The organism is Agrobacterium sp. ST15.16.024 (assembly GCF_027956545.1).
GTDB lineage: Bacteria > Pseudomonadota > Alphaproteobacteria > Rhizobiales > Rhizobiaceae > Agrobacterium > Agrobacterium cucumeris.
Genome location: NZ_JAQKGO010000005.1, coordinates 109,200 through 122,756, shown reverse-complemented (window position 1 = coordinate 122,756; position 13,557 = coordinate 109,200). Strand labels below are relative to the sequence as shown.

The following is a 13,557-nucleotide window of genomic DNA, read 5'->3' as shown; positions in this document are numbered from 1 at the left end:
CCCAGACACATCATTGGCGCCTGCCTGAAAGCCAGATCAGGTAAGGCGCACCGGCCAGTGCCGCAAAAAGCCCAAGCGGCAGCTCATAGGGAAAGGTGACCGTTCGCGCCCCGAGATCGGAAAGCGCCATCAACACCGCTCCGAAAAGGAATGAAGCCAACAGATGGTCGCGCGGCGTGGTGAAGCCGGCGCGAAGCGCGATATGCGGCGCCATCAGCCCGACGAAACTCAAGGGACCGACAAGCAGCGAGGCCGCACCGGTGGCGATGCCGGCCACCGCGATAACGGCAATGCGTGCGAGACTGAGCGGCAGCCCGAGGGAAAGCGGCACATCCCGGCCGAGCGGCAGAATTGTCAGCCAGCGCGTTACCGACAGGGCACCCGAAAGCAGAACGACGGAAAGCACGGCAAGAAATATCGCCGAAGCGGGCGTGGCCGTGGAACCCGAACCGCTGAGCCAGGCAAGAATCTGCCAGGCGCGCTGGTCGCCAATGGCAAGCAGGGCCGAAAGCACCGCCGAGCAAAGCGAACTGACGGCAATACCCGCAAGCAGTATTTTTTCCGGCGCCAGATATCGGCGCACCGCAAAGAACAGCACGAGGGTCATGACCGCCGCCGAGCCGATGCCGGCACCCGCGAACAATTCAAGGAGGCCTGCCGCCGGAAAAATCGTGATGGCGGCGGCAAAACCGAGGCCTGCGCCGCCGCTGACGCCGATTACCTCCGGGCTTGCCATGGGATTGCCGGTCAGCCGTTGAAGAAGCGCACCCGCCAGAGCCAGCAGGCCGCCGGCGGCTATGGCCGCCACCAGCCGCGGCCAGCGGAAGGGTAGAAGGCTTTGCAGGTCACCCGCGCCCAGTACAGTCCAGCCATCCGGCCCCTTGCCGATCGCAAGCGCTGCAAAGATCAGCACAGCCAGGATCACAAGCACTGGCAGCAGTGCGGCAAGCCGGCGTCTTGCCGCAACATCGCCGCCTTCGCTGCGGTGGACATCGGTCGGCCGGATTTTCGGCAACAGCCACAGAAGCAGCGGTCCACCGATCAGCGCCGTTACCGCGCCCGTGGGGAAAACTTCAGCCGTCGTGCTCGCCAGAAGCTGAACGAGACCATCGCAGAACCAGAGCAGCAGCCCGCCCAGCAGCGGCGAAACCATGAGCACTGCGGATGACCGCCGCACGCCGAGTGCCCGGGTGAGCGCCGGTGCGGCAAGGCCGATGAAACTGACGAGGCCGACCGCGGCGGCCACGAAGGCGGCAAGCGCGACTGCAACGGCCGCGACCGCCAGCCTGATCGAAAACAGCGATACGCCGAGCGATCGCGCACCGGCATCGCCAAGACCGAGAACCGTCAATGGCCTTATCAGCAAACCGGTCAGCACAAGGCCGACGAGAAGCTGGAAGGCAAGGGAAAAGGCATTCGACCAGTCCTGCTGGCTGAGCGAGCCGCCGTTCCAGACGACAAGCGACATCAGATATTCGCCCTGCGCCAGCGTCAGCGCCGCCGAAACGGAGGCGGCAGTAATGCCAACCAGCAGCCCAGATACCACCATGGTCACCGGCTCGAAAGACCGTCGCCAGCCGAGAAGGAAGACAATGCCGGCGGCAGCGGCAGCGCCCGTGAGTGCCACCAATGCACGATTGCCATCCAGCACCGAGGGAAAGAACAGGGTGGCGATGACGATGGCCAGCTGCGCACCGGCGGAAATGCCGAGCGTCGAGGGGTCGGCAATCGGATTGCGCAGCAATTGCTGGAGAAGCGCACCGGACAGGCCGAGCATCGCACCCGCCAGAATGGCGACAGCTGCACGCGGCATCAGGCTGAAGGCGAAAATCACCTGATCCATCGACAGCTTGGCGGCATCGAATGGCAGGCCGGGCCATGCGCTGAAAGTTAGCCGTTGCAGGCCGGCATGCAGCGAAAGCCCGCAGGCCAGCACGAACAGAAGCCCGCAGAAAAGCTGGAGAGGCCGCGCCGTCACAGGGCTTCTCCCTGCGCCGTCAAAGCCTCGGTCAGAAGCCGCGCGAAACGCATGCCGGCGGTGATGCCGCCATAGGGACCGATATTGCCGAGCGTCACCACGCGGTTTTCCCGCACGGCCGGAAGGGCCCGCCAGATGGCGCTGTTGCGCAGGCTCTCACGGGCTTCCACCGGAATATCGGAGACGATGACGATACGCGCCTCCGGCGACGCGGCGAGATTTTCCAGCGGCACCGGCGCTGCGAAAGTGAATTGCGAACGATCCACCCAGGCATTGGCGAGCCCCAGCCGACCAAGCACATCCCCGAACATGCTGTCCGCACCAAACGCACGAAAATGCCGGGCGTCACCAATATTGATCACATAGGTCGGCCGCGCGGAAAAACCGGCAAGGCGGGTGCGCATGGCTTGCAGCGCCGCGTCCGTTTCGCTCAAAACCCTGCGCGCCTCATCAGCCCGGCCGAGCTTCTCGCCAAGAGCCGACACTGCCGCAAGCGCCTTTCCGAAAGGCGGCTCGCCCTTCACGTAAAAAGGCAGCGAGAAGACCGGCGCAATCGCTTCCAGCCTGCCGGTGTAGCGCGTGTAAAAAGGCGAGATCAGAATGAGATCCGGCCGCGTCAATTGCAGTAGCTCGAAATTCGGTGCGCCGCGCAGACCAAGATCAACGACGTTCTCAGGGATTTCCGGCTCGACCGCATCGACCCTGAACTGGATGAGCTCGGTTGCAGCCACCGGCATGACGCCGAGCGCCACGGAGGTTTCGAGCATGGCCCAGTCGATTGCGGCGATGCGGGGCGTCACCGCCGCCCGCGCCTTGCCTGCAAGAGCCGAAGCGGCGAGCAGGCCTAAAAATTCCCGCCGCCCCCAAATGGGGGACATCCATAGATCCTTGCGCGTCATGCCCCTGCTGCTTCACTTGATATGGCGTCACCAACGATAGGTCAGCTTGCCCATAACCGTTCTTCCGTCACCGTAATAGCATCCGAAAGTGGAGCAACTAGAAATATATTCTTTATCAGTCAAGTTTTGCACGAGGAGCGAAGCGCGATAGCCGTTCTTCTCGTAATGCACGCCGAGATCGAGCAAAGCGAGACCCTTCATTTCGAAGGTATTGGCGGCATCGCCATAACGCTTTCCGACATAACGGACGCCGCCGCCGATCCCGAAGCCTTCAAGCGCCGTATCCTCCGCAAATGTGTAGTCGAGCCAGAGGCTCGCGGCATGCTGCGGTGCGTTGTCCAGTTCCCTGCCGTTGTTAACGCGGCCCGCTACTTCGCTGTCCATGTAGGTATAGGCCGCACGCAGATCGAGCCCGTCGGCAATGCTTGCAACGCCTTCAAGTTCGAGGCCTTTCACGTGCGCCTCGTCCATCTGCTGCGTCACGCCGCCCACCGTCGTCGTCACATTCTTCTGCTTCAGATCATAGATCGCCGCGGAGAAAAAACCGTCGAAACCTTCGGGCTGGTATTTGATACCGGCTTCCCATTGCTCGCCGGTGGTCGGCTTCGGCGCATCACCGACAGCCGGCTGCGGCACCGGTTCGAAGGACGTGGCATAGCTGACATAGGGTGCGATGCCACCATCGAAGAGATAGCTGACGCCGACGCGACCGGTGAGCTTGTGGTCGTCCTTGTCGAGTGCACGATAGGTCGTGCCGTTGAAGGTCGTGCCACCGGTACTCGCCCAGTCCTGCCGAAGGCCAGCAGTGATGCGCCAGTTCTCAATCGCCATCTCGTCCTGTGCATAAAGGCCGATCTGCGAGATATCCGTCTTCACATCGGCATAAAGCGTGCGCGAGGTCAGGCTGATCGGCCCACCATAGACCGGGTTGACGGGATTGAGCGGCGTCGCGGCCCAGAATTCGGTTTTGACGTTGTTATCGAAATAACGATAATCCAGCCCGACAAGCAGGGTGTGATCCACCGGCCCGGTTGAAAAATCCGCCTGCAGGCTGTTGTCGATATTGAAGGTATTCAGCAGCTCGTCCTGCAATGTCGCGTTCCGGCGGATGAGATTGCCGATCATGCCGCCGCTGGTTGAAGACATGCCGAGCGCCCGGTAGGACCAGTCGAAATTGGAATAACGTGCATTTTGCCGGAAGGTGAAAGTATCGTCGAAACGATGCTCGAATTCATAGCCGATATTGGTGAATTTACGGTTCGACGTATCAAAGGACGGATCGCCGACATAAAAACTGCGGTCCAGCATGTTGCCAGGCCGCGAATACGTCAGCGCCGGCGGCAGGCCGGAAGGTGAACTTGGATTATCGTGCTGATAGGACGCAAGAACCGTCAGCTTCGTATCCTCGTCCGGCTGCCATGTGAGAGCCGGCGCAATGAAATAACGATCGTTCTGCAGATTGTCGGTCTGGGCATGGGCATTGCGGGCAAGACCGGTCAGCCGATAGGCGAAGCTTTCGCTATCCGCCACCGGACCACCAATATCGAACATCGACTGGTAATAATCGAAGCTGCCGATCTGCGCGCCCACTTCGCCAAAACGCTCGAAGGTCGGCCGCTTGCTGACGAGATTGATGAGTCCACCGGGATTACCCTGACCATAAAGCACCGAGGCCGGCCCGCGAATGACCTCCACCCGCTCCAAACCATAGACCTCATAGGAGGGTGCGCCGGCCGTGCGCATAAGCCGGAGACCATTGAGGAACTGCAGCTGGTTTCCGGCGAAGCCGCGAATTCGCGGCGCATCAAAGCGCGGATCGGAGCCTGACGGCTGCGCGACGACACCAGGCACATAATTCAGCGCCTCGCTGAGATTGCGGACATTCTGCGCATCCATCTGATCCCGGGTGATGACGGAGACCGATTGCGGCGTCTCGATCAGGGATCGGCCGGTCTTGGTGGCACTGGCGCTGGTTTTCGCCACATAACCCTTCACGGGAGCCTTGGGGTCCTGTTTTTTGGCGCCTTCCACGGTGATGGTCTGGAGCACTGTCGTCCCGGCTTCTTGAGCAAGGGCAGCGCCTGAGGATAAAAACGCCACATAGGCAATGGCGGCGCAGCCGCCGGCCAGAATGGAAATGTGTTTGGTTTTTCCCTGCACGCCAAGACCCTTTATCACCCGCACCGTCATTAACGGATATTTTTCTGGAGAATTTAAGTCATCTTATTACGCAAGGTGTAGATTGTGATCCAATAAGCCAAGCCGGTTTTTTTCAGAACTATTGATTATGAAAAACACGATCGATAATAGCTTGGAATTATTCAAATCTACTGCGAAAGGCCGCAATGATGGGCAGGAAGCCGGCAAGCCGGGCGGACACATTCGAGCTGCGCCACCTGCGCTATTTCACCACGCTGGTGGATGAGCGCAATTTCGAGCGCGCCGCCGCCCGCCTCGGCATTGCCCAGCCGGGTTTGAGCCAGCAGATCATGGCGCTTGAGGATATTGTCGGCATGCCGCTGCTCGACCGGACACGCCGGTCGGTAAAGCTGACCACGCCCGGCCAGCTGCTCTACGAGGATGCCCGGAAAATCCTCGCCAATGCCGAGGCAACGCTTGCGGCCCTCAAACGTGTGGATCGCGGTGAGACCGGCCGCATCTCCATCGGTTATGTGGCCTCTGCCGCCTATTCCGGCCTGCTGATAAAGTTCATCGCCAGTTTCCGCGCTTCCCATCCCGATGTGGAACTGCAACTGATCGAAATGGAGATGCGGCTGCAACTGGCCAAGATCGCCGACGGCAATCTGGATTTCGCCTTCATCCGCCCACCGGCGCCCATTCCGGAAGGGGTTGCCACCCAGGTGGTTCTGCGCGAACCGCTGATGGCGGCCCTGCCGGAAAATCATCCCCTGGCCTTTGCGCTGCAGGTCGATCTGAAGAATCTTGCAGGGGAAACCTTCATCACCCCGCGACAGCCGCCGGATGTCGGCTTTCATTACAATACGATAGAAGCCTGCAACGAGGCCGGGTTCCAGCCGACGATCAGCCCGGAAGGCCGGGATTACACCACCATTGCCAGCATGGTGGCCATTGGTCTCGGCGTGGCATTGGTGCCACGCTCACTCGATTGCCTGAGGTTGCCCGGCGTACGTTATGTGCCGCTTGCCGCAAGCTCCACCACCTCTGATCTCGCCATCGCCCATCGAAAAACGGAAGCTTCTCCGGCAGTGAGAGCCTTCATTCTCCACACACGCAGCTAAGGCAGAAAGCACTCACCTCTGGCAGCGACGTACTCCCTGATGTGAATGCAAAATCCGCCACGTCGGATTGCCCGACGGGAATGGCGACAAGGCCTGTGAAGCCAAACGCCGGAGATTGCAGGGAAAATACCCGTCTTTCGGGAAAACCGCGTGCAGGACGAAAGGTCCACCGCAGATATATCGTGCCCACTTATCCCCGCTGCCCAGATCCCTCGCATAATCACGGCAGATTTTGATTTACGGGAGACAGCAATGACTGAGACTTACGAACACTACACCGCCGGCCTGGAATCACCGGCATCCCGCGGTTTCGACATCGTGCCCGACGATACTAATCCGCTTCCTTCGCCCACGCGTGCCATTTATGTCGGCAATGGCGGGCAGCTTTCCCTTACCCTGCTTTCCGGAACGACCGTCACTTTCCAGAACCTTTCCGCAGGCAGCCTTTTGCCGGTCCGGGCAACACGCGTATTTGCAACCCGAACCACCGCAACGGGGATAATCGGACTGAGCTAGGTGATGCAACGCCAACGCCCAGCCCTCGATCTGAAAGCACCCACGCCTTGATATGACACTTTCATGACAAAGCTTTCAGGTTGATGTCAGCTAAATAACGCATCCGCCATCCATCGGCCCATGCGGCGGCGTGAACGGGGCGTTTGCTCGTTCTCCGCCACCGCCGGCACATTTGAAATCTGGTGGACCTGGCATTGGCTCTTTTTACCGCGAAAGCGACAGGCGTTGAATCGTATCGTCCGGAAATCGGCAGCGTGCCGCTCAGCCTGCTGACGGCGGCCTATCTGCTGTTTTTCATGAACCAGACATTCTGGTCGAAGGTTCACACCTATCTTTCCGCTTATCCGGTTGCCATCGTTGCGCTTTATGTCGCCATGGTGGCGCTTTTCGGCGCCCTCATCACCATTTTTTCCGCCAAGTATCTCATCAAGCCGTTTCTGGTCTTCGTCATATTCGCAGCGGCTGCCGCCTCCTGGTTCATGGACCGTTACGGCGTCGTCATCGACAGCGACATGATCCGCAACGCCATGGAAACCACGCAGGCGGAAGCGGGCAATCTGATTACCCCCGGCTTTGTCTGGCATATGGCGATTTACGGACTGGTGCCGTCCATCGTCATCGCCGCCATCCGCATCCGGCATCGGCCAATCCTCGACAAGCTTTTGTGGAACACCATCAGCATCCTGGTATGCCTCGGCATCGTCGGCATCATCAGCTTTGCGAATTCAAAGACATTCACGACTGCCATCCGGCAGCACAAGGATATCGTCAAAAGCGTCAACCCGTTGTCGCCGATGATGTCCGCCGTCCATTATTTCACGCAGGCAGGTCAGGAAGCCGAAATACAGGTCAGCCCAATCGGCAGGGATGCGAAGGTTCTTCCCGCCGCTGGAGGTGTTCATAAGCCGCGCATCACCGTCATCGTTGCGGGCGAGACCGCTCGCGCCGCGAATTTTTCCCTGAACGGCTATGGGCGCGACACCAATCCGGAACTGGCCAAACGCGACGTGATCTATTTCCCCAACACGACCAGCTGCGGCACCGCGACGGCGATGTCCATTCCCTGCATGTTCTCGAAATTCCCGCGTTCGCAATATAGCCATAGCAAGGCGCTCGCGAATGAAAACGTCATGGACGTCCTCGTCCACGCCGGTGTCAGCGCAACATGGCTGGACAACAACACCGGCAGCAAGAACGTCGCCGACCGTATCCCCTATTTCGACCTGCCTTCCACCAATGACAGCCGCTTCTGCACCGGCGGAGAATGCCGCGACGATATCTTCTTCGACAAGCTCGACGCCTGGCTCAACAACGTCACGAAGGATAGCGTCATCGTGCTGCACCAGATGGGCAGCCACGGACCGACCTATTATCTGCGCTATACCGACGAATTCCGCAAATTCACCCCGGATTGCCGCACCGCCGAGCTTGGCAATTGCAGCGATGCCGAGATCGTCAATTCCTATGACAACACGCTTCTCTATACCGACCACTTCCTCTCGACCGTGATCGACAAGCTGAAAGCACGCTCCGACAGGCTGGCGACCGGCATGATCTATGCCTCCGACCACGGCGAATCGCTTGGCGAGAATGGTGTCTACCTGCATGGCGCACCCTACCTGCTTGCCCCCGACCAGCAGACCCATGTGCCGTTTCTCGTCTGGTTCGACGATGATTTCGCCAAATCCATGGGGCTTAACCGGGCCTGCCTTGCGAAAAGTGCTGCAGAGGGTGGACGCTCCCACGACAATTATTTCCACAGCATCCTTGGCATGATGAACGTCTCCACTTCCGTCTACGATCCCTCGCTGGACGTCTTCGGCGGCTGCACCCAGCGCCAGAACAGCTGAACGAACAGTGCTTGACGCTTATCCCGTGAAAGCGATACGCAGGACGACGCGATAAAGGGAGCTGTCTTGCGGGTTCTGCTTGTTGAAGACGATCATGTCCTTGGAGAGGCGTTGCGAGACCATGTCGCAGCGGCCGGCCATGCTGTTGACTGGTTCAAGACGCTGGACGACGCCATGGCGGCAACGCTGACCATGGCCTATGGCCTGATCCTGCTCGACATGCGGCTGCCGGATGGCGAAGGCATCACCCTTCTGCAAGCGCTGCGCAAGCGCGACGACGCCACGCCGGTGATCATCCTGACGGCACATGATCAGGTTTCCGACCGGATTGCCGGGCTGAATGCCGGCGCGGACGACTATCTGGTCAAGCCTTTCGACCTCGATGAGCTTTCCGCGCGCATGCTGGCGGTCTCGCGCCGTTACGAGGGCCGCTCGGCGCCCGTCATTCGCCTGCCCGGCATCGAGATCAACCAGGTGGCGCGCAATATCACGGTCGACGGAACGGCACAGACACTCAGCGCCCGCGAATGGGCCGTGCTTGAAAAGCTGGTTGAACATCCCGGCGCCGTCGTCTCGAAAGCCCAGTTGCACGACACGCTTTACGAATTCGGCGCGGAAATAGAAAGCAACACGGTCGAGGTCTATATCAGCCGGCTGCGCAAGAAAATCGGCCATGACCGCGTGGAGACCGTGCGCGGCGTCGGCTACACGATCAAGTGAGCCAGACGGCTAACAAGTAAATAACAAGTAGGCAGAGATGGCCAGACCGACCAGCATGACCCGCAAGCTCGTGACGGCGCTGACCAGCGTCGTCGCCATATCCTGGCTCCTTGCCTGCGGGCTGGGCGTCATGGTGATGCAGGACGAATTTGCCGAGATTTTCGATGCCGGCGTGCAGGAAACGGCCGAAAGGCTGCTGCCGCTTCTGGCCGACGATCTCAGGGAAAACAACACGGCCCCCGCCTCGCGCAAGCTCAACCCTTCGGCGGAAGGCGCGGAATATCTGACCTATCAGGTGCGCGACCGCGAAGGACAGGTCGTGCTGCATTCGCATGATAGTTCGACGGAGCCTTTCGAAGTCTCACTCGATCCCGGTTTTTCCGAAACCGCGACACAGCGCATCTACACGGTTGCAACGCCGGACGGCAATTATTTCCTGCAGGTCGCCGATGCCTTCGCCAACCGGCGCGAGGCGATCGAGGAAGCGGGCAGCGCACTGCTTTTGCCCGTACTCATCCTCATTCCCGCCAGCATCTTTGCAGTGATCGTGGTGGTGCGCAGGACCCTGCAACCAATACAGACCCTGCGCGACGAGATCGGCAAAAAGGATGGCGGCAACCTTGCGCCGCTCGAAACGCAGCCTTTTCCCGGCGAACTGCATCCCATCGCCCGCTCGGTCAATCTGCTGCTTGGACGGCTGCGATCGGCAATCGAGGCGGAGCGGGAGTTCACCGCCAACAGCGCCCACGAATTGCGGACGCCAATTGCCGGCGCGCTGGCGCAGGCGCAGCGGCTGCATGCCGATATTCCGCCGGAACTTGCGCCGCGCGTCGAGAATATCGAGAAATCCCTGCAACATCTGGGCCATCTCGCCGAAAAGCTGCTGCAGATGTCACGGGCCGAAGCGAGGATCGGCGTGACCGATACGGCAAATGATGTCATCCCCGTTCTCGAACTCGTCATCGACGACATGGTGAGAACTGCGATTGGCAAATCCCGCATCCGCTTCACCAATCACTGCGAGGACGGACTGCCCTGCAGGATAGGCGCGGACGCCTTCGGCATCATCGTGCGCAACCTTCTCGAAAATGCCCTGATCCACAGCCCGGCGGGAAGCCCGGTGCAGATTTTGGCGGAACAGGACGGCACGATCCGCATCATCAATTCCGGACCGGCAATCGACGGGGCGCTGTTGCCCAAACTGACGACCCGTTTTGCCCGAGGCCCGACCAAGGCGGATGGCACCGGGCTTGGCCTTGCGATCGTCAAAAGCCTGGTGGAACAGACCGGCGGCGAATTGCTGCTTTCTTCACCCGCACCCGGCCGGCAAGACGGTTTCGAGGCGCGCGTGGTTCTGCCTGTCGAAAGCGCCTGAAGGCACCTAAAACAAAAAGCCCCGCCAAAAGGACGGGGCTTTTATGTCTGGATGTACCGCTCAATCCTCGTGGATGTGGCTGTGATCGCGCGTATCGCGCATCTTCACATAGACCACCAGCGACAGCGCAATCATGACCGTTACATACCAGAAGAACCAGTTTTCATGGCCGATCTGCTTGAACTTCAAGGCCACGAACTCCGCCGTTCCACCAAAAATGGTGTTCGCCAGCGCATAGGGCAGCGCCACGCCGAGCGCGCGGATATGGGCGGGGAACATTTCCGCCTTCACCACCGCATTGATGGAGGTGTAGCCGGTAACGATCAGCAGTCCGACCAGAACGAGGGCGAAAGCCATGATCGGATCGGTCGTCGTCGCCAGCGTGGTGAAGATGAGGTAGGTAAACAGCGTGCCGAGAATACCGAAGCCCACCATCAGCGGTTTGCGGCCGATCTTATCGGACAGCGCACCGGCAAGCGGCTGGCACAACATGAAGACGAAAAGCGCCGCCGTGGTAATTTCAGTCGCACTTTCCTTACTGAAACCGGAGGTGTTGACGAGGAATTTCTGCAGATAGGTGGTGTAGGCGTAGAAGGCGAGCGTGCCGCCTGATGTCAGCGCCATGACCATCAATGCTTCCCGCGGATAGTGCTTGAAAAGCGCCCATCCGCTGGATTTCGGCTTGTCGGCGTCGCCCGCCTTGGCATTTTCGAAAGACTGCGTTTCGGCAAGGCCACGACGGATGTAAAATACCGCAATCGCCAGAATACCGCCGATGAAGAAGGGAATGCGCCAGCCCCACTCGCCAAGCTGTGTCGGCGTCAGCATCCGCTGCAGCACCAGAAGCACCGCCAGCGCCAGAAGCTGGCCGGAGATCAGCGTTACATACTGGAAGCTGGAGAAGAAGCCGCGACGGCTCTTGCCGGCCATTTCACTGAGATAGGTAGCGCTGGCTCCATATTCGCCGCCGACGCTGATGCCCTGCAGAAGGCGGGCAAAAACCAGAATGGCAGGCGCGGCAATGCCGATCGTCTCATGGCCAGGTGTAATCGCGATCAGCAGGGAGCCGAGACACATCAGCGTAACGGACAAGGTCAGGCCGGCCTTGCGGCCCTTGCGGTCGGCATAGGTGCCCATGAACCAGGCCCCGATGGGCCGCATCAGAAATCCGACGGCAAAAACGGCGGCTGCGCTCAACAGTTCGGCGGTCTGGTTTCCGGAAGGGAAGAACACCGGCGCGAAATAAAGGGTGAAGGCCGAATAGACGTACCAGTCGTACCATTCGACGAGATTGCCCGCCGATCCGCCGATAATGGATTTCAAACGGGTTTTCTGATCCGGCGCGGTGGCGGGACCATTTGCCATAATATTCACGGGTAAACTCCAATTCATCTTCGTCTGGAGATGGAAGGGCGAACGGAAGGTGTGATAATTTGTCGCTCTAGGCGGGGGTATATACCCGTCATGCTGCAATGCGCAAGTTTATGCTGCATCGCAACAAGGCGGTGGAAACGTCAGAAGTGACCCGCGTCCTCGTGAAGCCCGGCCCTCCATACCGGTCGGCGCCGCAGGATCGGCGACGATGATACCGGGAAAAGCAGAACCGGGCCATTGCAATCCGTCTTGTAAGCCGTGCGCGCTCAAACTAAAAAATATCAATGATTTATGATATATCGGACATCCAGATCGAAAAGCTTCTCATCGCCGCCACCCGTGCAGGCGAAGCGCTGGCGCGGCTGGACGAGCGGATCAGCCGCTCGCCGATGAAACACGGCTTCATCGAAAGGCAGGATTTCACCGATGCGATTTCCTCCATGTGGGTCGATGGCGAACTCGTCCATATGGAAGATCTGGTCCTGCATGACGCCCATATGGACGTGCGCGCGCCTACCCACGAGATGACGGCGGCGCACCGGATCTTGCGGTCGAGGCGGCTGATCTTTTCCAATGCCGCCGGCTGGGCTTTCACTGCGCCCGGCCTTTCCAGATTACGGGGCAGAGCCACACTTGCAGCCGACGAGGTGTCACCTCCCCGGGAAACCGGGGATCACACCCGCAGCGAAGAGAGCGGGACGGATGGGGAAGCATTGCTGGACGGGGCTTTCTCCGAACTGGATGCGCTGCTGGCGCGAAGCTCCGCGACGCTTGAGGCGATTACCGCCGGTAACATGCCCGCGCCCGTGAACCAGCGGCAGGAAGGCCATCCGATCATCAACGAGCCTGACTGGGACGAGGATCAACGGCTGAAAGAATGGCTGGAACTGCATGCAAGGACGGCAGAACTGCCAACTATCCTTCGCACCGCCATTCTGCTCGATGCGTGGAACATGATCGAGGTGTTACAACGCAGCCCCTGGCTCGGCCGGCTTCTGGCCGCCGCTTTTCTGCGTGAGGGAGCCGTGACGCCCGATCACCTGCCGGCGCTCAGCGCCGGTCTTCGCACCGTTCCGCGCGAGCGCCGACACGCCAGAAACCAGACACAGCGGCTGCTCGCCCTTCTGGACAGTTTTTACGAGGCGGCCCAGACCAGTCTGAAAGAACATGACCGGCTGACCCACGCGCGGGATCGCATGATGCGCAAGCTCACCGGCCGGCGCTCATCATCACGTTTGCCGGAACTGGTGGAGCTGGTGGTTTCCCGGCCGGTGGTCTCTGCGGCAATGATCGTCAAGGAACTCGGCACCACGCCGCAGGGTGCAATCGGGCTCGCCAATCAGCTGGAATTGCGGGAAGTTACGGGTCGCGGCCGTTTCCGCGCCTGGGGCATGCTTTAAGCCTGGCATTTTGAAATACAGCCTGCCCGAAACTGGAAAAGTGCCTGTCGTCCGGCCGTTTCCACCACGAAAAATGCCGCAGGAATGCGGCGATCACGAATCTTAACAAAATTTAACTATTGCGTAGGTGGGCGAAGCGTCTATGTTCCTCGCTGCGTTGCAGCACGATTTCTTCTCCGGCAACG

The 13,557-nt window shown here is 59.9% G+C and carries 10 protein-coding genes; 6 read left to right on the top strand and 4 right to left on the bottom strand.

The window, feature by feature from the left end; all coding sequences use genetic code 11:
- Window positions 1-10: 10 nt before the first annotated feature.
- From fhuB to PL640_RS16990, 3 genes are read right to left on the bottom strand one after another with little or no spacing between them, the layout of a single operon-like run.
- On the bottom strand, window positions 11-1,978 hold the full coding sequence (gene fhuB / locus PL640_RS17000; protein WP_271362742.1) for a Fe(3+)-hydroxamate ABC transporter permease FhuB: 1,968 nt from the start codon (window positions 1,976-1,978) through the stop codon (window positions 11-13).
- A complete protein-coding gene (locus PL640_RS16995) occupies window positions 1,975-2,877 on the bottom strand; it encodes an iron-siderophore ABC transporter substrate-binding protein (protein WP_271362741.1) in 903 nt (300 codons plus the stop codon). Before PL640_RS16995 ends, fhuB begins: the two co-directional genes overlap by 4 nt.
- A gap of 27 nt (window positions 2,878-2,904) precedes the next feature.
- Window positions 2,905-5,067 (bottom strand): TonB-dependent siderophore receptor, encoded by a 2,163-nt coding sequence (locus tag PL640_RS16990; protein ID WP_271362740.1) that lies wholly within the window; start codon window positions 5,065-5,067, stop codon window positions 2,905-2,907.
- A 155-nt stretch (window positions 5,068-5,222) separates the two neighbouring features.
- Between PL640_RS16990 and PL640_RS16985 the strand changes: the two genes are divergently transcribed.
- The 5 genes from PL640_RS16985 to PL640_RS16965 all read left to right on the top strand — a co-directional run bounded on the left by PL640_RS16985 (window position 5,223) and on the right by PL640_RS16965 (window position 10,598).
- Entirely contained in the window at window positions 5,223-6,137 is a 915-nt protein-coding gene (locus PL640_RS16985) for a LysR family transcriptional regulator (RefSeq protein ID WP_271362739.1), read from the top strand.
- A gap of 252 nt (window positions 6,138-6,389) precedes the next feature.
- Complete coding sequence (locus tag PL640_RS16980; protein ID WP_271362738.1) at window positions 6,390-6,653, top strand: spike base protein, RCAP_Rcc01079 family; 264 nt, start codon at window positions 6,390-6,392, stop codon at window positions 6,651-6,653.
- 182 nt (window positions 6,654-6,835) lie between these two features.
- Entirely contained in the window at window positions 6,836-8,503 is a 1,668-nt protein-coding gene (locus PL640_RS16975; protein ID WP_271362737.1) for a phosphoethanolamine transferase, read from the top strand.
- A gap of 66 nt (window positions 8,504-8,569) precedes the next feature.
- Window positions 8,570-9,223 carry a response regulator transcription factor gene (locus tag PL640_RS16970; protein WP_142842513.1) on the top strand — a complete coding sequence of 218 codons (654 nt, stop codon included), beginning with the start codon at window positions 8,570-8,572 and terminating at the stop codon, window positions 9,221-9,223.
- A gap of 37 nt (window positions 9,224-9,260) precedes the next feature.
- Window positions 9,261-10,598 carry a sensor histidine kinase gene (locus tag PL640_RS16965; RefSeq protein WP_142842514.1) on the top strand — a complete coding sequence of 446 codons (1,338 nt, stop codon included), beginning with the start codon at window positions 9,261-9,263 and terminating at the stop codon, window positions 10,596-10,598.
- Between the two features lie 60 nt (window positions 10,599-10,658).
- Here PL640_RS16965 and PL640_RS16960 read toward each other — a convergent pair whose 3' ends face one another.
- Window positions 10,659-11,963, bottom strand: a complete 1,305-nt coding sequence (locus PL640_RS16960) for an MFS transporter (protein WP_271362851.1) — start codon at window positions 11,961-11,963, stop codon at window positions 10,659-10,661.
- A gap of 293 nt (window positions 11,964-12,256) precedes the next feature.
- Here PL640_RS16960 and PL640_RS16955 point away from each other — a divergent pair, with 293 nt between their 5' ends.
- A complete protein-coding gene (locus PL640_RS16955) occupies window positions 12,257-13,372 on the top strand; it encodes an RHE_PE00001 family protein (RefSeq protein ID WP_271362736.1) in 1,116 nt (371 codons plus the stop codon).
- Window positions 13,373-13,557: the final 185 nt, after the last annotated feature.

Coding starts and splice junctions, on each gene's coding strand:
- PL640_RS16995 (WP_271362741.1), bottom strand. CDS start 2,877: ATGACGCGCAAGGATCTATGGATGTCCCCCATTTGGGGGCGGCGGGAA.
- PL640_RS16990 (WP_271362740.1), bottom strand. CDS start 5,067: ATGACGGTGCGGGTGATAAAGGGTCTTGGCGTGCAGGGAAAAACCAAA.
- PL640_RS16985 (WP_271362739.1), top strand. CDS start 5,223: ATGATGGGCAGGAAGCCGGCAAGCCGGGCGGACACATTCGAGCTGCGC.
- PL640_RS16980 (WP_271362738.1), top strand. CDS start 6,390: ATGACTGAGACTTACGAACACTACACCGCCGGCCTGGAATCACCGGCA.
- PL640_RS16965 (WP_142842514.1), top strand. CDS start 9,261: ATGGCCAGACCGACCAGCATGACCCGCAAGCTCGTGACGGCGCTGACC.
- PL640_RS16960 (WP_271362851.1), bottom strand. CDS start 11,963: ATGGCAAATGGTCCCGCCACCGCGCCGGATCAGAAAACCCGTTTGAAA.
- PL640_RS16955 (WP_271362736.1), top strand. CDS start 12,257: ATGATTTATGATATATCGGACATCCAGATCGAAAAGCTTCTCATCGCC.